Annotated in this window: 25 protein-coding genes and 6 tRNA genes; 12 read left to right on the forward strand and 19 right to left on the reverse strand. The window is 43.8% G+C overall.

Translation table 11 applies throughout. The features are described from left to right. Positions 1-23 precede the first annotated feature (23 nt). Positions 24-1,376 (reverse strand): class I SAM-dependent methyltransferase, encoded by a 1,353-nt coding sequence (locus LRM46_RS00390; RefSeq protein WP_243813134.1) that lies wholly within the window; start codon positions 1,374-1,376, stop codon positions 24-26. Between the two features lie 40 nt (positions 1,377-1,416). Between LRM46_RS00390 and LRM46_RS00395 the strand changes: the two genes are divergently transcribed. Continuing rightward, positions 1,417-1,788, forward strand: a complete 372-nt coding sequence (locus LRM46_RS00395) for a response regulator (protein WP_129635371.1) — start codon at positions 1,417-1,419, stop codon at positions 1,786-1,788. On the opposite strand, the gene LRM46_RS00400 is transcribed toward LRM46_RS00395, so the two are convergent. Further along, complete coding sequence (locus LRM46_RS00400; protein WP_243813135.1) at positions 1,785-2,597, reverse strand: bifunctional 5,10-methylenetetrahydrofolate dehydrogenase/5,10-methenyltetrahydrofolate cyclohydrolase; 813 nt, start codon at positions 2,595-2,597, stop codon at positions 1,785-1,787. The two genes, LRM46_RS00395 and LRM46_RS00400, sit on opposite strands and share 4 nt — an antisense overlap. Positions 2,598-2,673: 76 nt before the next feature. Between LRM46_RS00400 and LRM46_RS00405 the strand changes: the two genes are divergently transcribed. Continuing rightward, positions 2,674-2,751, forward strand: a tRNA-His gene (locus tag LRM46_RS00405). Between the two features lie 85 nt (positions 2,752-2,836). Beyond that, positions 2,837-2,913, forward strand: a tRNA-Lys gene (locus tag LRM46_RS00410). Positions 2,914-2,948: 35 nt separating this feature from the next. Here the strand turns inward: LRM46_RS00410 and LRM46_RS00415 are convergent. Next, entirely contained in the window at positions 2,949-3,359 is a 411-nt protein-coding gene (locus tag LRM46_RS00415) for a hypothetical protein (protein WP_243813136.1), read from the reverse strand. 24 nt (positions 3,360-3,383) lie between these two features. Beyond that, positions 3,384-3,460, reverse strand: a tRNA-Arg gene (locus tag LRM46_RS00420). A gap of 43 nt (positions 3,461-3,503) precedes the next feature. On the opposite strand from LRM46_RS00420, the gene LRM46_RS00425 reads away from it, so the two are divergent. Together LRM46_RS00425 and LRM46_RS00430 are read left to right on the forward strand one after the other, a co-directional pair. Further along, positions 3,504-3,578 (forward strand) — tRNA-Gly (locus LRM46_RS00425). Between the two features lie 32 nt (positions 3,579-3,610). Next, positions 3,611-5,416, forward strand: a complete 1,806-nt coding sequence (locus tag LRM46_RS00430; RefSeq protein WP_243813137.1) for a glycogen/starch/alpha-glucan phosphorylase — start codon at positions 3,611-3,613, stop codon at positions 5,414-5,416. Here LRM46_RS00430 and relB read toward each other — a convergent pair. After that, positions 5,406-6,926: a type II toxin-antitoxin system RelB family anti-toxin gene (gene relB, locus LRM46_RS00435; protein WP_445083017.1), complete on the reverse strand. Its 1,521-nt coding sequence runs from the start codon at positions 6,924-6,926 to the stop codon at positions 5,406-5,408. The two genes, LRM46_RS00430 and relB, sit on opposite strands and share 11 nt — an antisense overlap. 69 nt (positions 6,927-6,995) lie before the next feature. On the opposite strand from relB, the gene glyA reads away from it, so the two are divergent. Continuing rightward, positions 6,996-8,264 (forward strand): serine hydroxymethyltransferase, encoded by a 1,269-nt coding sequence (gene glyA / locus LRM46_RS00440; protein WP_243813139.1) that lies wholly within the window; start codon positions 6,996-6,998, stop codon positions 8,262-8,264. 61 nt (positions 8,265-8,325) lie between these two features. On the opposite strand, the gene LRM46_RS00445 is transcribed toward glyA, so the two are convergent. The 6 genes from LRM46_RS00445 to murB form a co-directional block, all read right to left on the reverse strand. Beyond that, positions 8,326-8,766: a type II secretion system protein gene (locus LRM46_RS00445; RefSeq protein WP_243813140.1), complete on the reverse strand. Its 441-nt coding sequence runs from the start codon at positions 8,764-8,766 to the stop codon at positions 8,326-8,328. Positions 8,767-8,843: 77 nt separating this feature from the next. Further along, a complete protein-coding gene (locus tag LRM46_RS00450) occupies positions 8,844-10,625 on the reverse strand; it encodes an RCC1 domain-containing protein (RefSeq protein ID WP_243813141.1) in 1,782 nt (593 codons plus the stop codon). Beyond that, positions 10,622-11,467 carry a hypothetical protein gene (locus LRM46_RS00455; protein WP_243813142.1) on the reverse strand — a complete coding sequence of 282 codons (846 nt, stop codon included), beginning with the start codon at positions 11,465-11,467 and terminating at the stop codon, positions 10,622-10,624. The genes LRM46_RS00450 and LRM46_RS00455 overlap by 4 nt, the downstream gene beginning before the upstream one ends. Continuing rightward, positions 11,454-11,903, reverse strand: coding sequence for a type IV pilus modification PilV family protein (locus tag LRM46_RS00460; protein ID WP_243813143.1), 450 nt, complete (start codon positions 11,901-11,903; stop codon positions 11,454-11,456). Before LRM46_RS00460 ends, LRM46_RS00455 begins: the two co-directional genes overlap by 14 nt. Beyond that, positions 11,891-12,376: a prepilin-type N-terminal cleavage/methylation domain-containing protein gene (locus LRM46_RS00465; protein ID WP_243813144.1), complete on the reverse strand. Its 486-nt coding sequence runs from the start codon at positions 12,374-12,376 to the stop codon at positions 11,891-11,893. Before LRM46_RS00465 ends, LRM46_RS00460 begins: the two co-directional genes overlap by 13 nt. A gap of 44 nt (positions 12,377-12,420) precedes the next feature. Next, positions 12,421-13,443, reverse strand: coding sequence for a UDP-N-acetylmuramate dehydrogenase (gene murB / locus LRM46_RS00470; protein ID WP_243813145.1), 1,023 nt, complete (start codon positions 13,441-13,443; stop codon positions 12,421-12,423). 54 nt (positions 13,444-13,497) lie between these two features. Between murB and LRM46_RS00475 the strand changes: the two genes are divergently transcribed. Next, positions 13,498-13,574: transfer RNA gene (locus LRM46_RS00475), tRNA-Arg, on the forward strand. A gap of 69 nt (positions 13,575-13,643) precedes the next feature. Here LRM46_RS00475 and LRM46_RS00480 read toward each other — a convergent pair. Further along, positions 13,644-16,094, reverse strand: coding sequence for an AAA family ATPase (locus tag LRM46_RS00480; protein WP_243813146.1), 2,451 nt, complete (start codon positions 16,092-16,094; stop codon positions 13,644-13,646). Next, complete coding sequence (locus tag LRM46_RS00485; RefSeq protein WP_243813147.1) at positions 16,085-16,483, reverse strand: hypothetical protein; 399 nt, start codon at positions 16,481-16,483, stop codon at positions 16,085-16,087. Before LRM46_RS00485 ends, LRM46_RS00480 begins: the two co-directional genes overlap by 10 nt. A 26-nt stretch (positions 16,484-16,509) precedes the next feature. Here LRM46_RS00485 and LRM46_RS00490 point away from each other — a divergent pair, with 26 nt between their 5' ends. Genes LRM46_RS00490 through LRM46_RS00500 form a run of 3 tightly spaced genes read left to right on the forward strand, consistent with a single transcriptional unit; the run spans position 16,510 to position 20,018 of the window. After that, positions 16,510-17,772, forward strand: a complete 1,263-nt coding sequence (locus LRM46_RS00490) for a Mur ligase family protein (RefSeq protein WP_243813148.1) — start codon at positions 16,510-16,512, stop codon at positions 17,770-17,772. Further along, a complete protein-coding gene (locus LRM46_RS00495) occupies positions 17,772-18,494 on the forward strand; it encodes a type 1 glutamine amidotransferase (RefSeq protein ID WP_243813149.1) in 723 nt (240 codons plus the stop codon). The genes LRM46_RS00490 and LRM46_RS00495 overlap by 1 nt, the downstream gene beginning before the upstream one ends. A gap of 3 nt (positions 18,495-18,497) precedes the next feature. After that, positions 18,498-20,018: a glycosyltransferase family 39 protein gene (locus LRM46_RS00500; RefSeq protein WP_243813150.1), complete on the forward strand. Its 1,521-nt coding sequence runs from the start codon at positions 18,498-18,500 to the stop codon at positions 20,016-20,018. Between the two features lie 35 nt (positions 20,019-20,053). Here the strand turns inward: LRM46_RS00500 and LRM46_RS00505 are convergent. The 6 genes from LRM46_RS00505 to tsaE form a co-directional block, all read right to left on the reverse strand. Continuing rightward, positions 20,054-20,130, reverse strand: a tRNA-Pro gene (locus LRM46_RS00505). A gap of 102 nt (positions 20,131-20,232) precedes the next feature. Next, positions 20,233-20,868 carry a 2,3-bisphosphoglycerate-dependent phosphoglycerate mutase gene (locus LRM46_RS00510; protein ID WP_129631530.1) on the reverse strand — a complete coding sequence of 212 codons (636 nt, stop codon included), beginning with the start codon at positions 20,866-20,868 and terminating at the stop codon, positions 20,233-20,235. Continuing rightward, positions 20,868-21,395 carry an NUDIX domain-containing protein gene (locus tag LRM46_RS00515; protein WP_243813151.1) on the reverse strand — a complete coding sequence of 176 codons (528 nt, stop codon included), beginning with the start codon at positions 21,393-21,395 and terminating at the stop codon, positions 20,868-20,870. Before LRM46_RS00515 ends, LRM46_RS00510 begins: the two co-directional genes overlap by 1 nt. Beyond that, positions 21,395-22,885, reverse strand: coding sequence for a ribonuclease Y (gene rny / locus LRM46_RS00520; RefSeq protein WP_243813152.1), 1,491 nt, complete (start codon positions 22,883-22,885; stop codon positions 21,395-21,397). The genes LRM46_RS00515 and rny overlap by 1 nt, the downstream gene beginning before the upstream one ends. Positions 22,886-23,038: 153 nt before the next feature. Beyond that, positions 23,039-23,413 carry a tRNA (adenosine(37)-N6)-threonylcarbamoyltransferase complex dimerization subunit type 1 TsaB gene (gene tsaB / locus LRM46_RS00525; protein WP_129744019.1) on the reverse strand — a complete coding sequence of 125 codons (375 nt, stop codon included), beginning with the start codon at positions 23,411-23,413 and terminating at the stop codon, positions 23,039-23,041. Continuing rightward, a complete protein-coding gene (gene tsaE / locus LRM46_RS00530; protein WP_243813153.1) occupies positions 23,410-23,868 on the reverse strand; it encodes a tRNA (adenosine(37)-N6)-threonylcarbamoyltransferase complex ATPase subunit type 1 TsaE in 459 nt (152 codons plus the stop codon). Before tsaE ends, tsaB begins: the two co-directional genes overlap by 4 nt. 60 nt (positions 23,869-23,928) lie before the next feature. On the opposite strand from tsaE, the gene LRM46_RS00535 reads away from it, so the two are divergent. Both LRM46_RS00535 and LRM46_RS00540 read left to right on the forward strand, forming a co-directional pair. Continuing rightward, positions 23,929-25,707: a GspE/PulE family protein gene (locus LRM46_RS00535; RefSeq protein WP_243813154.1), complete on the forward strand. Its 1,779-nt coding sequence runs from the start codon at positions 23,929-23,931 to the stop codon at positions 25,705-25,707. Between the two features lie 4 nt (positions 25,708-25,711). Beyond that, positions 25,712-26,938 (forward strand): type II secretion system F family protein, encoded by a 1,227-nt coding sequence (locus LRM46_RS00540; protein WP_243813155.1) that lies wholly within the window; start codon positions 25,712-25,714, stop codon positions 26,936-26,938. Positions 26,939-26,993: the final 55 nt, after the last annotated feature.

Genomic DNA, 26,993 nt, shown 5'->3' on the forward strand with positions numbered 1-26,993 from the left:
AATGCTTATTATAGCATTTTATTCTACTTTTCAATCGCAAAAACTGTGTAAACGCCGCTCGCAGTAACTGTAGCTTCAATAGATTCTTTTGGTATGCCAGATTTTTGGAGCAATTTAAAACCTTCTTTAATTGAGCGCATCCTAACCTTTGGAACCCACCCCATTAGTCCATGCAAAAATTCTTTTTGTGGGCGATTTACGTTCATATTGCCAGTAATCATCAACCCGCCAGATCGCAAGAACTTCAGCGATTCTCGCGTCAATTGCTTATAAACGCCATCTGGCAGATATTCCCGTAAGCCAGAGTCTTCCGCGATATCCAGCTTACGATCGCCCAGAACTCCCTCCAAACTCAGAGGTTTGCCAAGCTTACTGAATAATCGCTCACAATGAACTTCAATCTTATCTTCCAAATTCCATTTCTTCGCCAAGCTCTGCGCCGCCGCTAGAGACAACGGATCTTGATCTAGCAGGATAACCGTCGGCGCCTCACCCGTTTCGTCCTTAAGTTTTTTCAGCATCTTCAAAGTAGCTAGTCCCGTTCCGCAACCAAAACTCATCACCAACATATCGTCAATTGAACGATTCTCTTTTTCTGCCACTTTCTTCAAATAATCAATTGATAAACCATTCACTGTTTCCACTCGCTCACGAATACCAAGCGAATCCGCACAATGCCGAATAACGTTAGAAAACTTCTCCGTCACCGGCGCCTGGATAAACTCTCGTACGTCACTAAGCCTCTTCTCTACTTCTTCAATAGCTATCGCTTTATCTACGCCGTTGTTGATTTTATCTTGAATCATAACTTCTGTCAGCGGCAAGCCATTAATCTTCTCATCAAATACCGACTCATCCAGCGGACCACTCATAGTTGGATATTTACCTTCTGACAATATTTCGCCTTTTTTGCGAGAAACTCTTAATCTATAAGCTTCAGAAATTGTCAAAAATGTTAGTGCGGAACCTCGCTGATTGTGCCACGGCTTCGAAGCAGTCTGATTTTCACCGTACAATAACTTGTCGCGAAAAAACTCCAGATATAAATCTATCTTTTTGCCCCACTTGCCCATTTTCACAAAAGGAGTTTTATCTAAAACATTCGCAATTGCCGCGGTGGCCAGATTTTTATGAATAAAGTTTTTACGAATCTCTTTTAATTTTGCATCGCCCCGCTTCAAATAGTTGTATGTATCTTTAATACCATCAGGGTTATTATATGCAGGGTCGGTCTTTTCTCCAATTTTAACCCTACATCCCTCACTTCTAAGATCCGCAATTTCCTTATTTAATTTTTCATTAGCCTCATGATCAACTCCATTAAGAAAATCACCCGCTTCTGCAATATACTGTTGTTCGCCTCTAAAGTTTTCCATGCCAAAAATTATAACATAGTTTATATGATATACTTAGAGCATGATAAAAATCGCTATCATTGAAGACGACCCTACTATCAGCCAGATGTACCGAATGAAGTTCGAATCGGACGGATTTGACGTTCGCTTGGCTGCCAACGGACAAATTGGCATAGAAGTAGTCGAGAAGTTTCAGCCAGATATTATTTTGCTAGATTTACAAATGCCAGAAATGGACGGCGCAGAAGCCTTAAAGCGAATTAGATCTAAAGACTGGGGAAAAACTATTCCCGTTATTGTCCTTACCAACCTCGGCGAAGAAGAAGCTCCGCACGATTTGAAGAAATTAGGAATTCATAGCTACATCGTAAAAGCGAACCTCACACCGCGCCAAGTTGTCGAGCAGGTCAAAACCGCCATAAAAGCCGCTTAATTTTTTGATTGATTCGCAATTTTTAGGCAAGCCGTAATTACATTATCAAACAGCGCAGAAACCGTTAATGGACCAACTCCGCCTTTTTTTGGTGTAATAATTACATCATTACGCTGACGCGCCTCTTCAGATACATCGCCAACAATTTTTCCATTTTCCGAAGCAGTTCCCGCATCAACAACGACTGTCTTAGTCTTAATCATCTGGCTTTTAATCAGCCCCGGAACTCCTGTTGCCGACACGATAATATCGTAATTTATCAATTGAGATAAATCGTCACCTTTTTCAAAAACCGTCACATCGACACCAGACTTTAGCCACATTTTCTCAAGAGGAGCGCCAACCAAACGACCTCGCCCGACAATCGCAACTTTTTTTCCCTTCAAATCAACGCCATATCCAGCCAGTAGCCAATTGATAGCCGTTGGCGTGGCCGCCTGAAAAATCGCCTTTTTACGCAAACCATCAACGTCTTTATCTTCTTGAATACTCTCGAGTAATTCTTCGGTCTGCTCAGGATTGCTAATCGGCAATTGCAGAATTATTCCTTGAATATCGTCTCGATTATTCAATTCTTGAATCACTTCCAAAGCACCGCCCGCAGGGACTCGATGAATCTCCACGTCAATCAAAATATCAGCGCCATATCTCTGCTTCAAACGCATGTAAGTTTCAATAACTGGATTTTCGACATCAGTAATAATCGCCAAACGAGGATTAATATGCCAGGCCTGTCTTAAAGCTCGCACCTGTTTCGCCTGGCGCTCCTTGATAAATCCAGCTAATTCTGAGCCATTTAGTTCTCTCATTGTCATTAAGTATAGCAATTTTACCATCTTGAGTACAGATATAGTGTGTGCTATAATTTGAGAAGCTTGGTTTATGGCGGATGTAGCTCAGTTTGGTTAGAGCGCTGGATTGTGGCTCCGGAGGCCGTGGGTTCGAACCCCATCATTCGCCCCAAGTTTTACGACAATTTATTCACACCGATAAATTATTTTCAATAAAACGGTAGACATTTTTATTGATTGTTGTATAATGAAGTTGTGGGCCAGTAGCTCAGCTGGTTAGAGCACCTGCCTCTTAAGCAGGGTGTCGAGGGTTCGAGCCCCTCCTGGCCCTCCAAAAAAATAACCTCACACTGAAGTGAGGATTTTTATTTATCCAAACGGATTATATCCACGAGAAGGTGGTTCACGAAAAGTAGTTCGATTAGCATTGAAAGATTGACGAGAATTGTTCACGTCTGACGGGACATTGTTATTTTGTATACTATTGACCCGTCGATTTCCGCCAGACAAACCAACGTCATCAGGATTATTGTTAGCGACTCTCGACCGAGACACTACACTTATTTCCGCACCAAATCGTCTTCGATTGTCAGAATTATTGGCAGATATCGAAGATCCATATCCTTTAACATATCGGCGCTCCGAATTCACGCTACGGTTGGCAGCCAGCATTCTGCCAGTATCCCCATACGCTTTAAAACCATCAACTGACCTCCTCGAAGGACCAGATAATCTCATTATCATTTCCCGCGTCATTTGCGGTTTTTTATTCGCATCCATATATCCCCCATTAGTTATATGAAATGGCGCCCCGAGTAGGATTCGAACCTACGACCTTGAGCTTAGAAGTCTCCTGCTCTATCCAACTGAGCTATCAGGGCGTATTCACATTATAACATCTTTCTGCTACAATAGTAAAAGCTTGCGGGTGTAGTACAGCGGTTAGTATGCAAGTTTTCCAAACTTGAGATGGGAGTTCGATTCTCCCCACCCGCACCAAGTTAGACAATTTCAATCCATAAAGGGCATCGATGGATCCATATATTTATACAGAAAAGCCAAAATACCAACCGCATGACATCGAAGATGCGTCCGAATTTTATGACGTAATTGAACGAAGTAGTTTAACACATCAATTGTCTGAAAACCGACCATATGTCTATTGGACAATGGAAATTTATGATAAATCCAACGGCATTAAAGGTGGCGGCGGACTTGGAGTTTTGGCAGCAGACACGCGACGTGTAGCTGAAAAATTGGAAGTTCCATTCGTAGTGGTAACGCCGTTTTATCGTAGCGAATCACACCAGAAAATCACCGACCTCGCGCAAGAAGAATTTTCAGAGTCCGTTTCACCTCAAGATTACGGATTTGAATATATTGACGAAGTTTTTGTGAGTTCAAACGGTTTTCCAGACGCAAGCTTAAGCATTTTTAAGAAGACGCTCGGCTCAACGCAATTTGTTACAATTTCAGAACCGAACTTTGGACAATTGTACGAAGGCGACGGATCTGGTGACCATAGATTATACCAAGAAGTAGCGCTGGGTTTTGGTGGTTATAAAGCATTAAAACTCCTCGGTATTAAGCCGGCTGTTATTCAGCTTAATGAGACCGCAACGATTTTTGCCGCATTGGCACGACTAGACGAACTGTGCGCCAACGGAATGAATTTATACGAAGCCGTCGTTTACGTTCGCAAACACACACTTTATACAAACCACACACTTCTTCAAGCGGCCGAACCAGAATTTAATCGTTCGCAATTTGAAAAATTAGTTCTGCCAAATATAAAAAGCAATGCCGTGCGTTGCTGGCTAATGGAACAATTCCGCAACGACAGACTGAGGCCGAATCTTTTGGCAATTGAGCTTACCGAAGCGAAGAATGGCGTGAGTAAGTTACACGCCCGCGTAGCAAATTTCCGCGACCGCAACAACGACAAAGTTAAATTTCAAGCCATTACCAATGGAATAGATCTTGAAACGTGGGTGCTACCCGAAACATTACAGACATATCGCGACCACGGAATTATTGATAAATTTGGGCTGCCCACAAATGATTTTTCTGAAAAATTAAACTCACTGAGTAGCGCGGATTTGAGGTATTTGAAAAAACTCGGTCAAAAAGAATTAAATCGAGTTCTATTGAGTCGCCAAGACCAGTACGGAAAATCCATACAAATCCCAGAAAATGCAATATTATTCGATTTCAAGCGAAGATTCGCCAACTACAAACGACCTTATATGCCGTTTGAAAACCCAGATTCATTGCGCCAAATTCTCATTAGCCACAACGCGCATTATATTCTGACAGGAAAAGTTCACCAAGGCGACGTGACGATGTATCAGAAATTGCTCGAAGTATTAAAATTGATTGACAACGATCCAGTCCTCAAGGAGCGCGTTCATTACATACAAGATTATGACGAAGAGTTAGGGCGAGCATTAGCAATCGGCTCGGATGCCTCAATAAATATTCCTATTGTCGGATTAGAAGCGTGCGGCACTTCATGGGAGAAAGACATCGCCAATTTGAAACTCCTCATCTCCACCAGCGACGGCGGCGTTGCCGATGTCCAGCCAATCGCTTGCCTCGAGGTTACCGGGAGAAACTACGAAGCTGAAGTTTCATCTCTGTACGTCAACATGCATAAAGCTGCCGCTATTTTGAAAAATGACCAATTGTTAGAAAAACATATCCGCCACCAATTAAGCAACTATTTGCCAATTATTTCTGGCGCCCGAATGATGAAAGATTATCTCAAATTTATTTTTCCAAAACCGCAAATCCAGCCTAAAAAAGAACCGCAGATCAAGCGAATTCCTATTCAATAATCACTTCAATCTCAGCGCCTAGCGAATTTAAGCGCGCCGCCAATTCCTCGTATCCGCGATTGATTGAATATACATCGCGCAGGATCGATACGCCCGGAGCGGCAAGCATTGCCAAAAGTATCACAACGGACGGACGAAGCGCTGGCGGAGCAACAATGTCGGCCGGCTTCCATCTTGTCGGACCAGTGATATAAACACGGTGTGGATCAACCAGCTCAATTTGCGCATTCAGCTTGCTTAGCTCTGTAAAATAAATTGCTCGGTTTTCGTAACTCCAGTCATGAACTAACGTACGCCCCTCGGCCACCGTCGCGATAAGCCCCAAGAACGGCAAATTGTCCATATTAATTCCAGGAAACGGCAAGGCGTGAAGTTTGTCCTTGGCAGCCTGGAGTTTGGAACGCTGCAATTTAATATCAACCAAACGAGTTTGCCCATTATTAGCAAAATATTCCTTGCTGAGTTCAAACTTAAGACCCATTTCCGCCAATGTTGCTAATTCAATCTCCAAGAATTCAATCGGTGCACGACGAACAGTAATTTCCGAATCCGTCACCACAGCCGCCGCAATAAAACTCATCGCTTCAATCGGATCTTCGCTCGGATAATAGTCCAGATTTTTACTAATGCGTTTACGGCCCGTGATTTTCAAGGTTGTCGTACCAATTCCCTCAATTTTCACACCCAACTTTTTCAAGAAGAAACAGACGTCCTGGACCATGTAATTTGGGCTAGCATTGCGGATGATGGTAGTGTTTGGTGACAACGCCGCAGCCATAATTATATTTTCCGTCACCGTATCGCCACGCTCCGTCAATAAAATCGTTCGATCGCCAGAATTGACATCAGTTTTTGCATGATAATAATCAGTTTCCGCTGTGACGTTCATTCCAAAATGCCTTAATCCACTAAGATGAGGCTCAACTGTGCGCTTGCCTAAATTACAGCCGCCAGCAAACGGCAATTTGAAATCGTCATATTGATGCAGTAGCGGACCAAGGAACATAATTACCGTCCTAGTTCTCTTCGCCGCAGCAATATCCATATCTTCAAGTTTCAAGCGCGCTGGCGGCACGATCTCAAGATCACTGCCATCCAACCAGCGAGTTTTAACACCAATCGAATTCAAAACCTCGATAATTCGGTTAACCTCCTCAATTCGCGCCACTTTCCTGAGCGTCGTTTTTCCCTTATTCAACAAACTTGCACAGAGAAGACCTACTGCAGCGTTTTTACTAGTCTTAACTTGTATCTCACCAGACAATTTTTTGCCGCCAGTTACCTTAAAATTCATTTTTCCGGAATGATTTACAGTCACAATATTGTTATTAAGCACTTCACTAATTCGAGCAATCATCTCAATACTAATATTCTGACCCCCGTTTTCAATGCGATTAATAGCACTTTGCGACGTGCCAATCGCCTCAGCTAATTGCGTCTGCGTCAGACCTTGTTTTTGGCGATTTTCAGCGATTAAATTGCCGATTTTTTGAAGATACCTGTCTTTTATCATGCGTAAATTATATCACTGATGATATATATAAGCAATGATATAATAGGTATTAACGGAGGTTTAGTCATGAAAGACAAGCAAATTGAAGAACTTATAAAAGCAGAAAAAAAGCGCCAAACGGACGGCCTGGAACTGATTCCTAGCGAGAATTACGTTTCGTCAGACGTGCTTCAGGCGCTCGGTAGTGTTTTCACTAATAAATATTCAGAAGGCTACCCTGGTCGACGTTATTACGGCGGACAAGAAAACACTGATCAAGTCGAGCAGCTGGCAATTGATCGCGCTAAAAAACTTTTCAAAGCCGACCACGCCAACGTCCAGCCACATTCTGGCGCGCAGGCTAATGAGGCGGTGTACTACGCTTGGTGCGAGCCTGGCGACACTATTCTGGCTATGGATTTGGCTCACGGCGGTCATCTTACGCACGGCGCTCCAGTTACTCGTAGCGCCAGAGAATACAACTTCATTCGCTATGGTATAAAAAATATCGACACTGGCGAAATTGACTATGAAGAAATCCGTCAATTGGCACTTAAACACAAACCAAAGATCATTTTGGCGGGATTTTCGGCATATCCACGAGAGTTAGATTACGAAAAATTTGCTAAAATTGGTAATGAGGTCGGCGCTATGCTAATGGCAGACATGAGCCATATTGCGGGACTAATCGTTAGTGGCGTTGCTAAAAACCCGTTCGACTATGGCTTTCATGTAATTACCACAACAACTCATAAAACTCTACGTGGACCACGAGGCGGGCTGATTCTTAGTCGAGGAATAGTTGGCAATCCATTGAAAAAACCAGAGAAAACTCTCGAAAATTTACCTACGTTGATTGATCGAGCAGTCTTCCCTGGCACGCAAGGTGGACCGCACATGCACACCATCGCTGCAAAAGCCGTAGCGTTCGGTGAAGCTTTACAGCCAGAATTCAAAGATTACGCCGAGCAAATTGTTAAAAATGCGAAAAGATTGGCGGAAGAGTTGCAAAAGCGCGGCTTTAAGCTAGTAACTGGCGGCACCAGCAACCATTTGATTCTGGCAGATATTCACAGCAGCTTCGGTATTGACGGCAAGGAAGCGGAAATCGCCATGGATAAAATCGGTCTGACACTGAATGCTAATGCGATTCCAGATGACCCACTACCAAGGTTCAGACCAAGCGGCATTCGCTTAGGCACGCCAGCCGTCACGACGCGAGGTGCCAAAGAAGACGACATGGAAAAAATCGCGGAATGGATGAGGCAGTCAATAGACAATCGCGATAATGATGATGAGTTGGCTGAACTCCGTAAAGAAGTCGTAGAATTCTGCCATACTCTACGCGATATTTAATATAAACCTGCACATAAAAAACTCTGGCTTAATGCCAGAGTTTTTTATTACCTATACCGAATTACGGAGCAGGAGTAGGACAAGTACCGACTGTTCGGCTCTCGATACTATTCTTACTGTAGTCGTAGTATGAAATCTTTGCACCTGTTGGATCGCCAGTACCAGGACACGCCTCATACTTAACTGTCGTGGTTGGAGTGGTTGAACTAAAAGCACCAGAACCTAATTCAGTAACATTGGCTGAAGCAATGTAGTAAGATTTCTTTGTGTCAGCACCAGTTAATTTTGCGATACCATCTGGATACTTGCCCTCTTCAGTGTTGTACAGTTCAGCTTTCTTAGCAACTGAGTCAACTGTTGATTTAGCAGCAGATGTCTTTGCTTGGTTTTGCAAACCGTTGTATGCAACCAAAGAAACAACTGTCAAAATTGCGATGATCACGATAACGATCAAAAGCTCAACTAGTGTAAAACCTTGATTTTTGATATTCTTTGTAGTCACGATAATGTGCCCCCTAAATTGTTAGTTTGATTTGTAACTTGATAATACTACAACGTTTTTAAAAGCGCAAGCGTTTTTTAATATATATATCGATTCTGCACTGGACGCAAGAATAAAGATTCCGTTGGGCTGAACCTATTATTTTCACTACCTGAAGTTCCGTCACCAATCTGACCATTATCATTCAATCCCCAACAGTAAGAGCGCTTGTCCGACATAATTACACAGCCGCGGTTTGCCCCAGCAGACAAACTCACTACGCTTTCTGAAACAGGAAGTCCATTTGGACCAACATTAACTGGCTGAGGAGTAAATGAATATTGAATGTCCGTCCTATTTGCTCCAAGTTGACCCAATCTGTTATCGCCCCAACAATAGACTTTCTTAGTACCGGCATCGTTCATCAAGGCGCAAGAATGAGCAATGCCAACCTCAACCTGCAGCGCCACCCCAGGCAAACCACCGACCAACCTCGGCTCAATATGCTTTTTAGGAGTGCCACTCCCCGGAGATCCAGCCTGTCCGCGCCCAGCGCCACCCCAGCAGTACACTCTACCCGCAGCAATAGCGCAGGTGTGGGTTACATAATCAGGAGAGCCTGACCAAGTGTATCCATCTTGAGATATATCAGTCACATCCTCCAAGTCCTTAACTCTGGTAGCATTACCATAGCCGCTATAATGCGGCACACCAATACCCAGCTGTCCAAACCTAGCTTGCCCCCAACAGTAAGCTCTTTTTTCAGTGGTTATAACACACATAGTTTGTGAACGAGATCCGCCAGTTGATAACTTAGTAGCAGAATAATTATTAGGAAGCCTGCTGTAGCCGCCCGAATTAATACGCACTGGCGTTGCGCTGGACTTAGGGCTGCCGGGACTCCCGTAACCCAATTGACCCATAGTATTACTGCCCCAACAATACACCTTTCCTGCAGCAATAGCACACGAAACATCGCCGGTCCCTCCAATTGCACTGATATTATTTCCAGCAAAATCTGCAGCTAGCGCGCCAGTAGGCGGTTTAACCTCGACTGGAACACTAGAATATTTGCCGTCGCCAAAATCTCCATTACCTAGTTGTCCAAATTGATTATTACCCCAACAATATATCTTCCTGACAGAACTAAATTCAGTCAATACACAGCTATGAAATTGTGCCGCAAATATATCAATAATTTTTCCATTTCTCATATCACCCACAGAACGCACCTTTACGGGGACATTAGAACTAACAGTAGTTCCGTCGCCCAATTGACCCATAGTATATTCATTACTTTCATACTTGTCATTATTGCCCCAACACCAAACATTATTCGACAATATAGCGCACGTACGATAAGTGCCGCTTACTGTACGCGTTGCGTCAATATCAGCCGGCCAAGTAACTGATTTTTTTACAACAGCAGTATAAGTCTTAAGAACTACACCACTCCCATTTGTTATTTCAACGCGACCGGTGGATGAGATTTGAGCGGTAGCGGCCGACAGAGCTGTGCTTCTAGTCGAAGCCTCCAAATCACCGACCTCAAAAGTCGTCCTAAATTTATTGCCTTCATCAAATACATATTTCTCATAACTCGGATTTACAGCCCCCTTACAATTAGTTTCCGGGCGAAGCGGACCAATTCCACCAGGAACCGAACCCCATGATTGCTCAGCTCCATTAGAATCCAAGCAAGCGTTAGCATACGCCGTACCTGCCTCGCCAGCCTCTTGAGCTAACTTGTAATAATACTCTTCCTGAGAGTAAATATATGATTGAGCCACAACCCTCATAGCGCCAGCCAAAAGAGCCAATATAAAAGTACTCATAAGCACAATTAACACCAAAGAATAGCCGTTTTTTTGTCGAATCATAAGTTATTTATCTTTCGTATCATTAGTGTTTGAGAATCGGAAACTTGTTTACTTGGTGATTGTATTGTTAAAGTAACCTCTACATTATCCGCGCCATCAAGAGCTTTATTATCGCTATCTGGAGCGTCGCTATTTTTGCTTATCAGCGTTTTTCCGTCATAGTAATTAATCTTAAATTCCGAAACTCCAGTCGCTAAAATCGAATCTTCACGAAGCTTCATAGCTCGATCTTTAAACTTATCAGCATCCGTAACATTCATACAAAAGTAACCCGCGGCAGACCCTGAATATGGCGCTGGAGGATAACTGGAGAAATCAACTAAATCATTATAAATAGTCCGTCGATGCAACTCCCCATTCTTCAAAAAATATATGACTATCTTTTTATACTTCGGCTGCTGAGTCTTATTTGCATTACAATCAAACTTTGGAGTTCTTAGATATACAATCTCCCTAGAATCAGCGCCTCGTCCCATATTTGTAGCATATTGGAGTAGTATAAGTGAGTTCTTTTCGGGATCAGTGATGGCGCTACTTGAATATGGATTACTTCTATATCCCCACTCTCTAGGCGCCGCACTAGGGAAATTTTTATCAGTAGCAAACGTATCCTCCCCGTCATAACTACTCACCTTAAAGCGCGAGGCTTGGCGCACGTCAGTTTCAATTGCGTCCATGGAATTGTGCATATTTCGGCTAATCTCAACCTTCGCCTTGCTGATAGACGCACTTTGGTTTGCTGAAATTAACATCTGGCTAAACACGCCGACGACCATTGCAATGATGACCATCACCATTGCCAATTCGACTACAGTAAAACCGCCCTCATTAGAACGCCACATATGTCGCATGTACCACCTTCTTTCCATTACCTACGCCAGAGCTTGGCAATCCATATTCCACGATAGATTCCACTTTAATCGGCATCCCCAGGCTAACTGTTCCACTCTTACATCCGTATGGCGCTGATGCATACACTTGTTGCCTAACCACCCCGGGCAGCCCATCGACATTACCAGTAGTTCTCGTAACTTCATACCTAGTATTCGACGACGCCGTGTTACATTTAAACCACGACGGAGCGGAGTCATTCGCGTAACGACGCATATTATTATACGCCAGAAGACTTGCTTTATTGTGCTGAGCACTTAAAACCGATATCTGGCTAACTTGCGCTTGCATACTTAATATAACAGCCATGAAAATACCAATTACAACCAAAGTAACCGCAACTTCGACAATAGTAAATCCATCGCTTTTTCCTGTTAATCGCGCCATATGCTATTTACCCTTTTTTCCGACCCCGTCGAAAATTCCTTATATATAATGTTATATTTCACGCAAGTTGCCGCCGCCACGTCAGTTATAGGACCAGAAGTTGGCTTCGTGCAATCTCCATCGTCTATGTTTGCCGCCTCGTACAACAATTCGCCGTTACTACCGCCAGCCCAATCACTCCGACTACACTTGATCATCTCCTTTTTCAGAGAATCATCTCCTACGATTGACGAAAAACTTTTAATAAGATCAGCGCAGGAAGGATACTCGTGCCCAATAGAGCTTACATTTTTATATTTGTAATATCGCTCCAACCTCAAGGACAGCTCAGATACATCAGCTTTTTGCTCCTGATCTCTAGTCAAATTCAAAAATCTTCCGCCACCAACAAACGCGATACTAGCCAAAATAGACACAACCACAACAACTACTGCCACCTCAACTATCGTATAGCCACCCGTCCCACGATTCATATCAATATTGTAGCGCAAATCTACAAAAAAGCATATGCTTATTATTAGGAAAGTTCTAACGGTTCTTGTTCGATTTTTATACCGAACTTGTCAAAGACAATTTGCACAATTTCCTCACGAATCGCCGCCAAATCATCATATCCTGTTGCCGAATCGTTTACGAGCACCAGCGCATTCTTTTCGTAAACTCGCATGCCGTGACTGCGATAACCCCTTAAGCCAGCCTTATCTATCAACCAACCTGTCGGGATTTTATATCTTCCGCCAGACATTGCATAGTTTGGAATGTCGCTATATTCTTTTTGCAATTCTTCCAATTTCCATTTTTCAACCAGCGCGTTTTTGAAGAAAGAACCCGCACTTGGCAATTCCGCTGGGTCTGGCAATTTTTCCGAACGAATATTAAGAACTGCCACGCGAATCACCGACAAATTAACCTCACGAATGTCATTCTCGTCAATATATCTCTGTAAAGAAGCGTAATACGGCGGTTTCGGCTCTGCTTTATTTAGTCGCAAAGTAATATTCAGGATGCAATATCGTCCTTTTTCCTTATCGCGAAAAATACTGTTTCGATAAGAAAAGTCACATTCATCGGCAAAAATAGTTACAATTGTGTCGGTTTTTGAATCGTAAGCTTCCAGGCTAATCAACGTGTCAGCAATTTCTTGACCGTACGCCCCAACATTCTGGACCGGCGCAGCTCCAGCCGTTCCGGGAATTCCCGACATAGCCTCAATTCCCTGAAGTCCAAGCCCAATAGCCTTCTCAACAACCTCGTCCCAGACTTCGCCCGCACCAATTTTCACATCAGTTGTTTCGTCGGTTTCAGAGATAACCTCAAAACCTTTGATCTTATTCAATAGTACGATTCCTTCAAAAACCTCGTCATGCGTAATCACATTGCTGCCACCGCCCAACACAAAAATCGGCAAATTTTCCTTTCGGGCATTACGATATAGCGACACAACATCACCAGCAGAATCCGCCGTCGCCATATAGCGAGTCTCACCTCCCAATTTCATAGTTGTGTATTGTTTCAGTGATATATTAGTCATAACGTCCATGCATATAGTATATCATTTTACTCGGCCGTCATCTATGATATAATAACTTCATACGCACCCGTAGCTCAGCGGATTAGAGTACTTGGCTTCGAACCAAGGGGTCGCAAGTTCGAATCTTGCCGGGTGTACCAAAATAGCTCGTCATTATGACGGGTTTTTATTTATGATGACACTATAAAAACACTAGTCGAGCAGCTGAGCTAGCTATTCAATGGCGGATTCTGAATTCCTGACGGCATTTGCGCAGATTGTGAACCTACAATTTGGCGAATTTGATCAGCGGTGATAATTGTAGTCGAACCGGGCGCGACAGTTCCCGCCAGCATTTGCTTGGCGACGGTATTCTCGACCGCACGCTGGACGACGCGGCGCATTGGACGAGCTCCTAATCTTGGATCATAGCCAGCCTCGACCAACAATTTCTTACCTTCTTCCTCGACCGCAACTTGAATTTTTTGCGGCGCCAAAGTCTTATTAACTCCCGCCAAAATCAAATCAACAACCTGCAGCAACTCCTCTTTTCCTAACGGACGGAACAAAACTATTTCATCAAAACGGTTCAAAAACTCTGGGCGGAATAAATTGGCATTAATCAGCTCGTTGATAAATGTCTGCTCGAATTGTTCCAATTGATAGCCCCGCTCAATATATTCACGAATTCTATCCGCGCCAGCATTTGACGTCGCAATTACAATCGTATCGCGAAAACTAATTTCTCGGTTATTTTCGTCGCGAAGTATTCCCTCGTCCAAAAGCTGCAGAAGTGTCGTCAAAACCTGAGGATGAGCCTTTTCAATTTCATCCAAAAGCACGACAGAAAACGGGCGTTTCTGAACTTGAGCCGTCAAACTCCCTGGATCTCGCGCACCATCCGCAATTAACCTAGCCACGTCATCCGGCCTAACAAATTCGTTCAAATCCAAGCGAATCATATTGCCCTCACCGCCAAAATAAACATCCGCCAAAGCTTTAGAAAGCTCCGTTTTACCAACACCAGTCGGACCAAGAAACAGGAACGCGCCAATCGGTCGATTCTGATTCCTAACACCTGTGCGCGCGCGGCGAATAGCGTCAGAAACAACTGTCACGGCTCGCGTTTGATTGATCATTCGCTGATGAATTAACGACTCCAAGTTTAACAATTTTTCCTTCTCGTCACTCAAAGAAGCTACTGAAATTTTTATGCCAAGAGTCTTTTCAATCGCGTCATCCACAGATTGCGCGGTCACTAGCCCGCCACTCGCATAGCTTGCTGCCGCTTCCAAAATTTTCAACGCCTTACCCGGCATCACTAAGTCCTGAACATAACGATCACCAACACGATACGCTTCCGCCAGCGCCTGATACATATATGTCACTTTGTGCTGTGCCTCAAATAAAACCAATTGATCGCGCATAATTTTCATAGTTTCAGGTTCGTTTGACGGCTGAATTGCAATTGTATTCAAAGCGTGAGCCAGCTGCGGCTTAGTCTGAGAAATTTGCAAAAATCGCTGATCGTCCATCGTTAAAATCGTCCTAAGTCTGCCCGCCTCCAGAATTGGCAATAACACATTACTCAGGTCAACCGAACCAACACCTTCTTCGAAGAATAATTGCGCATTGTCCAGACATAAAATCACGTTTTTCGACAGAAAAGCTTCGTTCAAAATCATCGTGACTAGATTTTCCAATTCCCCGCGACCCGACGCCACGCTGATCAACGACGACGCGTCAAGCATAAAAACCTGCTGGTACATCAGCGAACCAGGAACGCCTCGATGTCCGTCAATCAACATTTCCGCAAACGCCAACACAACGGTACTTTTTCCCGCACCATCAGCTCCAACCAGCGTAATATTCTGCCGCCCGCCAGAACTAAACGTTTTAAGCATCTGCCCCAGTGCCTCCTCATGCGCAGCCAACTTAGTTGTAAACGCGCCGCCAGATACGCTGACGCTAATATTCTGAGCAAATCGACTCAGCAGTGGCGTATAACCAAAAGACCAATCCCTAGCAATTCCGCCCGTATTTAGCGGCTTCTCTTTATATTGGTCAATTAGCGCCTTGATTCGCTCGTACCATCGAATAGCCTCCTCGATATCATGAAAATCGATCTTCATATTTGCCAACAAAGAATCGTGTTGTGGCAATTGCTTTACTATTGCCGCCGCCAAAACCGCACTAGTAATCTTCGGGCTTTCCGTACTCTGCCAGATTTCAATCGCCGCTTTCCAAATCTGCTCCGTTCGATCCGGATCATCGACGGAAATATTGCGCAAGAAATTCGGCGTCAAGCCCAGCCGCACTGATAAAAATTGCCCAGCTCGCGTGCCTGTAATTGCCTCAGCAATATCAATCGGCGTCGGTCTGCGCGGCAATTTGCCCAAAACGTCCGCCGCCATCACATCGTCAATCGTCTTAGGATTTTTACTAATTTCCGCAGTCTTTAAGTCTTTCTCCCACCAAATCGACACCATAATCATTGGACCACTCAGACCAAATAGTAGCCAGCCAATCGCTCCGTGTTCAATCAACGACCACAGGCCAAGTAACACCATCATAATGCCGACAGCTATCGCCACGATATGCCAGGCATTGCCGAACCTTACAGAAAATCGCGCTTTCTGAGCCCGCAAACTGTCGTAATTAAATCTCGGCTCTATTTCCATACAGAAACTCCCATTTGCCATAAAATAATTCCGATAAACGGCATCAGCGGCAGTGCTAGCCACATAATAATTCCTAAAATCATCCACAAAAATCGTAGTAATATCATCAATATCCCAATAATTATCACCATAGAGCGCACCACCGCGCCAATTACTCGCGAGAACATTTTGTCAAAAAACGCAGATAGCTGCACGGATAAGTCGCCGCCAACCGGAGCGGCTGAAATCTGACGAAACGGATTTAATAAGGTTTTCAAAAGTAGCCCGACTGAGAAAAAATCCGCGGTTCGTAAAACCCCCAGAAAACTTTGTCGGATATATTGCAACAAGCCATTGCCATACCACCACTGAAAGATACCCACCAAAAACATATTGATATTGTAGCACATCGACCCGGCAGAGTATAATAGACAATATGGCAAGACAGATGATTAGTACTATTATTGGCAAAAGCGTCAAGAAAGTCGCTAAATTACGCGGTGGCGGTTCAGCCTTGCCGGGTTTGGTGATTGAAAAAATTGACCCAAAATTTATTCAGAGAACGTTGGCAGATTTGCCGCAAGGCGTGGTGATTATCAGCGGAACGAATGGGAAAACGACGACGACAAAAATCGTCGTAGAGTTGCTGGAATCAGTCGGGCTGAAAGTCTTCACCAATCGTACTGGCAGCAATTTTTCCCGAGGTGTGGCAGCGGCGCTACTTGATGAGGTCAATATCCGCGGCAAGCTGGACGCCGACATTGCAGTTCTGGAACTGGACGAGGCTTGGGCGGTTAAGTTTGTGCAAATTGTTCGTCCGCGCTTTTCCCTGCTTCTGAATGTTATGCGCGATCAATTGGACAGATTTGGAGAAATCGACAATACAGCCGCATTGCTTCAAAAAATAGCTGAAGCCACCAGCGACACTGTCGTTCTCAACCGCGACGATCCACGAATTTTTAAGATTAGCGAACATACTCAGGCTAAAAAAGTTTTCTTCGGTACAACCAGCGAATTACTTCAATTGATGCCAACGGACGACACTCTAAAATACGGAACCGCAACCGCGAATCAGAGCGTGGCGGCTGATGTTTTATTGAAAAAAATTAACGCTCAACAGGCGACTTTTCAAATTGACAATAAAGAAATCGACGTAGATCTACAACTCACTGGAGTTTATAATCTTCTCAATGCGGCGGCGGCGGTTGCCCTGGCTCGACAAATAGCGGGACCGGAAATTACCGATATGATTTTATCTGCGCTGGAAAGCATAAAGCCGGCGTTTGGTCGTGGCGAAACGATTTACCTGAATGGCACGCCAATTGAGCTTATTTTAGTGAAAAATCCAAGCGGCTTTCGGTTGGCACTTCTGTCGTTTGCCAAAAATAATAGCACTACGATGATCGCTGTTAATGACAATTACGCCGACGGACGAGATGTAAGTTGGTTCTGGGACGTCGATTTTTCACTATTAAAAAACGTAGCAATGATCAGTGGCGCGCGCGCTTACGATATGGCTTTGCGGCTTCAATATGACGACATTCCAATTGGGAAAATTGACACCAATATTTCGAAAGCCTTGGGAGATTTCATTAATACTAATCCCGATGAGCCAAAACAGATTTTTTGTAGCTACACAGCCATGACGACAATTCGTCGCCTACTGAGCGAAAAAACCGACGTGGAGGAAATATCATAATGAAAATAACAATTGCGCAACTTTATCCGCGAGATATGAATCTTTATGGCGACTGGGGCAACACGCTAGTTCTGAAAAAACGGCTGGAGCGACGCGGCTTTGAAGTTGAGATTATCGATCACAATCCAGGCGATTCAACGGATTTTTCTAAAATTGATATTTTTGTTGGCGGCGGCGGACAAGATTCCGGGCAGACGATTATCCAAAATGATCTTCTGTCGCGAGCTGATGAACTGCGACAATTAGCAAAAGACGGTGTGCCGATGTTGATGATTTGCGGAATGTACCAATTATTTGGTCGATTTTTCCGAACACTCAAGGGCGAGGAAATTGTTGGCGCTAACATTCTGCCGATTGAAACAATTGCTGGTGACGAGCGGATGATTGGTAATATTGTTATCAAAAGCCAGGAATTTGGCGATATCGTTGGCTATGAAAATCACAGCGGACAAACTTTCTTAGATAAGACAGCCAAACCTCTTGGGCAAGTTATTAAAGGCGCCGGCAATAATATGACCGATGCAAACGAAGGTGTTCGCTATAACAACGTCATTGCCACTTACCTCCACGGCCCGATTCTACCCAAAAACCTGCAGATTGCAGATTTTCTTATTGGCGAAGCACTAGAGCGACGCGGCGTAAGCGCGAACTCGGGACTGGGAAAAATTGACAATACTTTAGCGAATAAAGCGAGAGAGATAGCGTTAAAATTATCCAGATAATTCATGAAAAAAATCCGTATATATCTTAAAAAGCTATATGCATTTCTTTATAAAATGCCAGGTTGGATTTGGCTAATCCCAATCTTAATTTTAGCCATCAACGTTCGACTTACCTATTTAACAAAAGCCAATATTTGGCACGATGAAGGATATACGGCGGCCATCATTCAGCAGCCGATCAGGGAAATTATCGCCATCACAACCACAGATGTTCACCCGCCGCTTTATTACGTTATCATGCACGTTTGGCAATCGATTTTCGGCAATTCCGTAGCTTCGCTCAGAGGATTTAGTGTTACGTGCGGAGTTCTGACGATTGCCCTATTATTCCTATTACTCCAAAGACTTTTCTCTAAAAGAATCGCCGTATTCGGAAGTTTTTTAGCAGCGCTAGGACCATTCTTAATTCGCTATAGCGACGAAGCTCGAATGTATGCACTGGCGGCATTTTTGGCTGTAGCAATGACATACGCATTTGTCGTGGCGGTCGAGCGCAAAAACAAGAAGTTCTGGTGGGCGCTATACGGAATTTTAGTAGCACTCGGTCTTTATACTCAGTATTTTCTAGCGCTCATATTACCGGCACATTTTGTTTATATTTGGCTAAAGCTTGGCGGAAATCACACTGCCATAAAAAATATATTTAAGGACAAAAACGTTTGGCTTGCCGCAGAAACATGCTTTTTACTATTCCTCCCCTGGCTACCAGTTATGATCTCCCAGACCAGCCGGGTAAGCGGCAGCTTCTGGATCCCCGAAGTCACTAAATTTACCATCCCGACAACATTATCAATGTTCTTAACTTATGACGACAGAATTGTCCGCTATTTTGGATTGCTACTGCCACCAATTATAATCGTAATTTCATTCATCCTAGCCAAAAAACACCCAAAATACCAAGCAGCAATTTGGATTTTAACAATTTGGTTGCTGCTGCCGATGATCATCGTTTACATACTCAGCCAGGGTCGACCAGTTTACTTAGATCGATACTTCACTTATTCAGTGCCAGCGTTTTACGGCTTGATTGCGGTATTCATCGGGCTTATTTTTTCTAATAAAAAATGGTGGCCTATTGGAATATCTATTGTCCTGACATTATTTATCGGTCATTACATGTGGCACATCGGCGGTAAAAATATTGCGGAATCATCCTGGAATAATACCAACACAGCCATGAATCATATAAATAAAAATATCCAGAGTAGTGATGTTATTATCTCTGGCGAGATCTACACCTATTTTCATACTTCCTATTACAACCACACAAATAAAGAGATTATTCTCCTGAAGCCAAAAGAAGAGCTGGGTTGGGTTGGCGAATGGGGATTAATTAAGAAACTAAATACTCCAGAAATTAGTTCTTTAGAGTCAGTAAAATCTCCAAGAATCTGGCTAATTCTTCGCGAAAAAACATATGACGAATATAAAAAACAAGTTCCGCCCTATTGGCAATTAAAGCAAGAATTCCATGATGGCGACTTGATTATTGGATTATACGAAAATAAAAAAATAACTGGTTAAATACCAGTTATTTTAATACATTGAATGATTTCAATTGGTCGGGGTGAAAGGACTCGAACCTTCGACCTCACGGTCCCAAACCGCGCGCGCTAGCCAACTGCGCCACACCCCGAAGATATCTCTATCATTCGCTCTGATCTATCTTAACATATATCACTGAATAAGTACAGGAAAATCCCATAAAACTTAAAAGAGATCACTAAAAATACAACAGCTAAGCATTCACGGCTTCAATCTCAACTGACAGCACTTCTTTTTTGATTGGCAAAGATTGACCGGGCTCGAACGTATAAACCAATAATTGACCGAATGGCATCTCTACATTCGCCATCTCAGCCTCTGGAACTTGATCAAGATGTTTAATTAAAGCCCGAATAGAATTGCCGTGAGCCACCAATAAAATATTCTCTCCATTCTGCAATTTCGGCAAAATCTCTTGCTCGAAATATGGAACAACTCGTGCATAAACATCTTTCAAAGTTTCGCCGCCCGGCACTGGATAATCCCAACCGCGCCGAATGCCATTAAAAGCCTCTTCGCCAATCTCCGCTTTAACTTCCCATTTATTTTTTCCAGTCAAATCACCGTAATCACGCTCGTTTAACTCAGTTGCATGCGTTGTTGGTAGATTTTCGACACCACAGCCTTCGAGTAGTGCTGCCAAAGTTTGTTGTGTGCGTTTTAATGATGAAGTGTAAGCTTCATTAAATGACAAGCCTTTCAATAAAGCGCCCAATCGCACTGTGTCATTATGACCCTTTTCCGTCAAATTAACATCCGTCCAGCCAGTCCACTTACCGAGCAGATTCCACTCGCTCTCACCGTGCCGACTAATAACTAATATTCCCATTATTTCCCTCCAATCATCGGCGAAAAAAATTCTACAACTTCTTTTTTCACGCCGTCATTATCAATAATTTTCGTATTTACGTAACCGAATTTATCAATTGCCCAAAATCTGATTGCCCAGAGCAGCGACATATCTTCAAAGTCAACCTCATTTTTGGCAATAAATTTGCTAGCCACAATTTCCGATTCCTGCAATTTTATCTCAGAAAAAGCATCGTTTTCTAACTTTGTAAAAAACACAAATTGATGCGTCAAAAACTCATCAGAATGACGCGAAGCAACCATCGCAAGCTTCAAGCCCTTAGGGTCGACCTGAATATCAACTTCTTCTTTCACCTCGCGTATCGCCGCTTCCAACGGAGATTCTCCAGCGTCAACAATGCCACCAGGCAGCGACCAATGGTCTTTATAGCCAGCCTTGACAATCAATAGTTCGCCCTGCTCATTTTCAATCAGCACCGCCGCACTAGAAAAACGCCTATCCAAACTTGCCAACCAAGCCCGTCGCTCTTCATCTGTAAATTTCATTATTTAGCAAACTCAATTGCTCGCGTTTCGCGAATCACGTTAACCTTAATTGTGCCAGGATATTGCATCGTCGACTCAATTTTCGTCGCAATATCTCGCGCCAATTTAATCGCCGACAAATCATCAACCGTCTGAGGTCTCACAATCACACGAACTTCACGGCCGGCAGAAATTGCATAAGCCTTATCGATTCCCTCAAAACTCGTAGCGACGTTTTCCAAATCGCGCATTCGCTCTGCAAAGTTTTCAGCAGAAACATTACGCGCACCTGGACGTGCAGCCGAAGCAGCGTCGCAAACTCGAACAATAATTGCCTCTGGAGTTGTCGCTTCGATGTCATCGTGGTGTGCTTCGATTGCGTGGACAATTCTCTCATCCATGCCATATTTACGAGCTAATTCCGCCCCAATATGATGATGCTTGCCCTCAATTTTATGCGACACCGCCTTACCGACATCATGAAGAAGTGTAGCAATTTTTGTAATGCGCACGTCCGCACCGATTTCCTCAGCAATCATCCCCGCAATTTGCGCCATCTCAGTCGAATGCTTCAAGACGTTCTGACCGAAGCTGGTACGAAACTTCAGCTCACCAAGCAATAGCAGCATTTCCTTCGGAATCCCAACTACGCCAGTTTCGCGCATAGCATCTTCACCAGCTTGTCGAACCTCTTTTTCAATCTGTTTTTTGGCCTTAGCAACCACCTCTTCAATACGCGCAGGATGAATACGACCGTCCTTCATCAACATCTCAAGACTCAAGCGAGCCACTTGCCTGCGAACAGGATCAAAACTCGACAAAATAATCATGCCAGGTGTGTCGTCAACTAAAATATCGACACCAGTTTCGCGCTGCAGCGCCTGAATATTACGCCCTTCCTTACCAATAATTCGACCCTTCATCTCGTCATCAGTCAACTTGACCGCAGTCACCGTGCGCTCAGCAGTAACTTCACTACTCATCCGCTCCATCGCGGTCACTAGGATCATTTGCGCCCGTTCTTCAGCGTCATCCATTGCGTCATGCTGTAATTTCGACACCAAACCGACCAAGTCTTGCTTAATGTCGCGCTCAGTCATCTGAATTAACTTATCGGCAGCGTCTTTTTTCTTCAATCCAGCGATTTTTTCCAATTTCTCCTGCTGTCTGGAGCGGATGTCGCGAATTTCATTTTTAAGATTATCAACTTCATCCTCATGCGCGCGCAACTTTTCTGCTCGTCGATCAAGCTCCTCCAATTTATTGTCCAGAGTCTTCTCGCGATCCGCCAAACGATTTTCGGTCTTTTGCCATTCCTTGCGACGCTCGTTTTCGATCTTAAGCGCCTCATCCTTAGCCTTAAGGACAATGTCGCTCGCCTTAGTTTTCGCATCTGCCAGATCTCGCTCAATCTGATTTTTACCGTTAATTTGGCGAGTTCTCTGATATCCAACAAGACCAGCAGCGCCCGCGCCAGCTCCAACAGCCGCGGCAATAATTACTTCTATCATTATCATTCCTTTCCGATCAGCCGCCCCTGAGTGTTCGTCTCAAGGAAAAATATCAACAGCCAATCAACTTCAAACTATCTAATTCGGCGAATCAAAAATCACAAACCGCCGTAATTTAATTATACACGGTTTTGACGGCTTGGGCGATAAAAATTATTTTCGCGGCGCAGTGATATTCGCAGTAGCACCGTACTCTGGCATAACAATTTTTTCATTCTCGCCAGAACGCAATTTGTCCAAAGCCAAATCACGCCAATTGTCACCCATCGCACCAACAATAGGAATATTCAAGCTGTCCGCCAAAGTATTCACAACCGTCAAACCAATTCTCAGCCCCGTAAAACTTCCTGGTCCTTTCATCACGCCAATGCCGCTTATCAGATGCAAATCGCCAGTCTTTTCTTCCAAAAATTTCAACAAATTCCGCGCCAACGTTCGCCCAGCTTCCCATTCAAAATCCTGACGATTTTCTCCATTGACTATTGTCAAAAAACATGTTGATGTTGAAGTGTCTAATAAAATTATCACGCCATATTCTCCTTTATTTTTCTCAAAAGTTCATCAGATTTTTTGCCGCCAGGATAAAATTCCACAAGCCGTTCTTCTTCGCTAATCGCAGTAATTTTTATCACCAACCGATCACTCGGCAATGCATCATCGACAGCGCCAGCCCATTCAACTACAACAACCGAATTAGAATCCACCACTTCGCGAATCTCCTCGCTCATAATTCCAGCATTTCCCAATCTATAAAAATCGTAATGCGCCAAACTCAGACCGCGAGGTGAATCGTACACGCGTGAAATCGTGAAAGTTGGACTCTGAACTGGCTCATTGATCTCTAAAGCTTGCGCAATTCCCTTCGTCAATGTGGTTTTCCCCGCGCCAATATCACCGACCAATTCCAGAACTTCCCCGCCAGAAACAGCCCGACCAATTGCCGCGCCCAATTCTCGCATTTTCTCTTCACTAGAAATATTCACTCTTATATTATACTATGCTAGCTTTTTTTTGGCGATAATAGTACAATAACCATAAGAGTTATGCGTGTTTCAGACCAGACAATTGAGAGTATTCTGAAACAAGGTGGGGTTGTTGATGAGCCGCAGCTTGCTGATTTGAAATTGATCGCTGAACGGTCAAAGCAAACATTGCAAGAAACCGCTATTGAACAAAAAGTCATTTCTGAGGAAGATTTGACAAAGTTGATCGGCGATTATATCGGTGTGCCTTTCGTGCGAATTGAACCAAAGGATATTCCCGAAGATATATTGAAACGAATTCCTGAACATATCGCGCGCCAGTATAATGTTGTGCTTTTTGAGAAAAACGAGGACGACAGCTTATCGCTTGCAATGGAAGACCCAGACGACGTGCAGGCGTTGAACTTTATTCAGAAAGAAATTGGCTACAACACTAAGGTTTTCCTAGCGACAAAAAGCAACATTTTGGACTGTTTGGAAAATTATCGCGGTAATATCAATGCCGAGCTTGACGAGGTTATTGCGGTGCAAAAAGACGCTTCCGCCGAAGACCAAAACGTCAGCCAAGATGATTTTGCGGAAAATTCACCAATTGCTCAAACTGTTAATTTGTTACTGGAATATGCCATAAAATCCAACGCTTCCGACATTCACATTGAGCCGCGCGAGGATTACGTTCAGGTTCGTTACCGAATTGACGGTGTTTTGAAGGAAGTTAACAAATTGCCACGAAACGTTCACGGCGCTTTGGTGAGCCGCATTAAAATCCTCTCCAATCTGAAAATTGACGAACGCCGCGTACCACAGGACGGACGATTTAAGATAAAAGTTTCAGGAAAACAATACGCGCTTCGTGTTTCGACATTGCCAATTGCTGACGGTGAAAAAGTGGTTATGCGTATTTTGGACGAATCAAACCAGGCTGTTAAACTGGATCAGCTTGGCTATTGGGGTCTGTCGCTCGCAACCGTAAAAGACGCAATGGCTCAGCCGAACGGAATGATCCTAGTGACTGGGCCGACTGGATCGGGAAAATCAACCAGCTTATTTAGTGTCTTGTCTGAACTCAATACTCCAGATGTCAATATTTCCACAATTGAAGACCCAGTAGAATATAAAATCCCAGGAGTCAATCAAACCCAGACCAACGCCAAGGCCGGGATGACTTTCGCTTCAGGACTAAGAGCCCTACTCCGCCAAGACCCAAACATCATCATGGTCGGAGAAATTCGCGACGGCGAAACCGCAAACCTTGGTGTTCAAGCGGCGCTAACTGGGCACTTGGTGTTCTCCACTCTGCACACAAATAACGCTGCGACATGTTTGCCACGTCTGCTGGATATGGGAATTGAACCATTCTTGATTGCTTCAACCGTGAAGGCGGTGATTGGACAGCGACTAGTTAGACGCCTGTGTATGAATTGCCGTCAAGAATACACTCCAAACGAAGAAGAAATAAAGTATATCACCGAGATGTTTAAGATAAACACCGAGTCAATTAAGAAAATCCACGATCTCGAAGAGCAGGCTTTTGAGGATAAAATTGGTGGCGACACACCCATGGGGTCAACAGACTCAGGAATTGAACACTTGTGGAAGCCAAACCCAGAAGGTTGTGATGAGTGTGGACATAACGGATTCAAGGGTCGCGTTGGCATTTACGAGGTTCTTGGCATTTCCATCCCTATCCAAAAAATGATCACCGCCAACGCCACCAGCAACGATATTCAAGATCAAGCAATCTCTGAAGGCATGGTGACAATGCAGATGGACGGACTTATTAAATCACTGCGCGGGATCACCACCGTGGACGAAGTTTTGAGGGCAACAAGGGAGTAACATTATGCCAATTTTTGAATATTTGCTTGTCAATAAAAAGAAAGAGACCGTCTCTTCAACAATTGAAGCAGCCGACAAACTGTCTGCCATTAACAATTTGAGGTCACGCGGACAATTGATAAAAATTGAAGAAAAAGGCGCAAAAAAAGAGCTTAGTTTTTCTTTCGGCAAGAAAAAGAAAGGTGCTAAGACTGAAGAATTGGTGATGTTTACTCGCCAATTAAGCGCCATGGTTTCAGCTGGCGTTCCTATTCTTCGTTCCCTTAACTCTATGGCAAAACACGCCGAAAGCGCCAATTTCCGAAACACGATCAACGCCGTTATTAAAGATGTTGAAGGCGGTATGTCCTTTGCAGATGCCCTAAGTAAACATCCAGAAACCTTCAATGATATTTACGTGAACATGGTTGCTGCGGGTGAAACCGGAGGTATTTTGGACGATATCTTAAAGCGCCTGGCTCTACAACAAGAAAAGAACTCATCTATGAAGAAAAAGATTAAAGGCGCCATGACATATCCGATCGTCCTTTTAATCATTACGATTATCGCCTTCTTCATCCTGATGATCTTCATTATTCCAGTTATCGGAAAAACCATTAAAGACATGGGCGGACCTGACGCCAAATTGCCACTTCTTACTGAGATTATGCTCGGGATTAGCGATTTTGTAGTGTCGTTTTGGTATATAATCATTCCAATATTTGTCGGAAGCATTTGGCTATTGATTCGCTATATTAAAACTCCAAAAGGTCGCGTAAAATTTCACAATATCATCATCAAAGTTCCAGCTGTCGGTCCAATTATTAAAAAAGTGGCAATCGCCCGCTTTACTCGAACCTTCTCCGCTCTCATCGGTGCGGGCGTGGCTGTGCTTGAAGCGCTGGATGTAACTTCGCGCGCTGTCGGAAATGTCGCCTACGAAAAGTCCCTAAAAGAAGCCACCAGGCGAGTCCAAAACGGTGAAGTTTTATCAAAAATTATCGCGGAGCAGGACGATTTATATCCGCCAATCGTAGCACAGATGTTGTCTGTTGGCGAAGAAACCGGCCAAACTGACAAAGTTCTGGTTAAAGTTGCCGACTTTTACGAGGAAGAGGTCGATACCGCGATTGACGGCGTTAGCTCTATTATCGAGCCGGTGATGATCGTTGCTATGGGTGTTGTTATTGCCCTGGTGGCGGTTAGTGTTATGGGTCCAATTACAAGTATGGCGGGTCAAGTTAAGGAATAATAGTTTTTCAAAAAAGCTTATGCTATAATACCGATATATAGGTGGGAAAATAATA

It is taken from the genome of Candidatus Nanosynbacter sp. HMT-352, from assembly GCF_022819345.1.
GTDB lineage: Bacteria > Patescibacteriota > Saccharimonadia > Saccharimonadales > Saccharimonadaceae > Nanosynbacter.

Excerpts from the sequence above, each read along its gene's own strand:
- LRM46_RS00450 (WP_243813141.1), bottom strand. The coding sequence starts at position 10,625 with ATGATTCGACAAAAAAACGGCTATTCTTTGGTGTTAATTGTGCTTATG.
- LRM46_RS00500 (WP_243813150.1), top strand. The coding sequence starts at position 18,498 with ATGAAAAAAATCCGTATATATCTTAAAAAGCTATATGCATTTCTTTAT.
- LRM46_RS00460 (WP_243813143.1), bottom strand. The coding sequence starts at position 11,903 with ATGGCGCGATTAACAGGAAAAAGCGATGGATTTACTATTGTCGAAGTT.
- LRM46_RS00455 (WP_243813142.1), bottom strand. The coding sequence starts at position 11,467 with ATGTGGCGTTCTAATGAGGGCGGTTTTACTGTAGTCGAATTGGCAATG.
- LRM46_RS00390 (WP_243813134.1), bottom strand. The coding sequence starts at position 1,376 with ATGGAAAACTTTAGAGGCGAACAACAGTATATTGCAGAAGCGGGTGAT.
- LRM46_RS00490 (WP_243813148.1), top strand. The coding sequence starts at position 16,510 with ATGGCAAGACAGATGATTAGTACTATTATTGGCAAAAGCGTCAAGAAA.
- glyA (WP_243813139.1), top strand. The coding sequence starts at position 6,996 with ATGAAAGACAAGCAAATTGAAGAACTTATAAAAGCAGAAAAAAAGCGC.
- LRM46_RS00485 (WP_243813147.1), bottom strand. The coding sequence starts at position 16,483 with ATGTGCTACAATATCAATATGTTTTTGGTGGGTATCTTTCAGTGGTGG.
- rny (WP_243813152.1), bottom strand. The coding sequence starts at position 22,885 with ATGATAGAAGTAATTATTGCCGCGGCTGTTGGAGCTGGCGCGGGCGCT.
- LRM46_RS00510 (WP_129631530.1), bottom strand. The coding sequence starts at position 20,868 with ATGGGAATATTAGTTATTAGTCGGCACGGTGAGAGCGAGTGGAATCTG.
- murB (WP_243813145.1), bottom strand. The coding sequence starts at position 13,443 with ATGGACGTTATGACTAATATATCACTGAAACAATACACAACTATGAAA.
- LRM46_RS00415 (WP_243813136.1), bottom strand. The coding sequence starts at position 3,359 with ATGGATGCGAATAAAAAACCGCAAATGACGCGGGAAATGATAATGAGA.
- LRM46_RS00430 (WP_243813137.1), top strand. The coding sequence starts at position 3,611 with ATGGATCCATATATTTATACAGAAAAGCCAAAATACCAACCGCATGAC.
- LRM46_RS00465 (WP_243813144.1), bottom strand. The coding sequence starts at position 12,376 with ATGAATCGTGGGACGGGTGGCTATACGATAGTTGAGGTGGCAGTAGTT.
- LRM46_RS00400 (WP_243813135.1), bottom strand. The coding sequence starts at position 2,597 with ATGAGAGAACTAAATGGCTCAGAATTAGCTGGATTTATCAAGGAGCGC.
- LRM46_RS00480 (WP_243813146.1), bottom strand. The coding sequence starts at position 16,094 with ATGGAAATAGAGCCGAGATTTAATTACGACAGTTTGCGGGCTCAGAAA.
- LRM46_RS00515 (WP_243813151.1), bottom strand. The coding sequence starts at position 21,395 with ATGAAATTTACAGATGAAGAGCGACGGGCTTGGTTGGCAAGTTTGGAT.
- LRM46_RS00395 (WP_129635371.1), top strand. The coding sequence starts at position 1,417 with ATGATAAAAATCGCTATCATTGAAGACGACCCTACTATCAGCCAGATG.
- LRM46_RS00535 (WP_243813154.1), top strand. The coding sequence starts at position 23,929 with ATGCGTGTTTCAGACCAGACAATTGAGAGTATTCTGAAACAAGGTGGG.
- LRM46_RS00495 (WP_243813149.1), top strand. The coding sequence starts at position 17,772 with ATGAAAATAACAATTGCGCAACTTTATCCGCGAGATATGAATCTTTAT.
- LRM46_RS00540 (WP_243813155.1), top strand. The coding sequence starts at position 25,712 with ATGCCAATTTTTGAATATTTGCTTGTCAATAAAAAGAAAGAGACCGTC.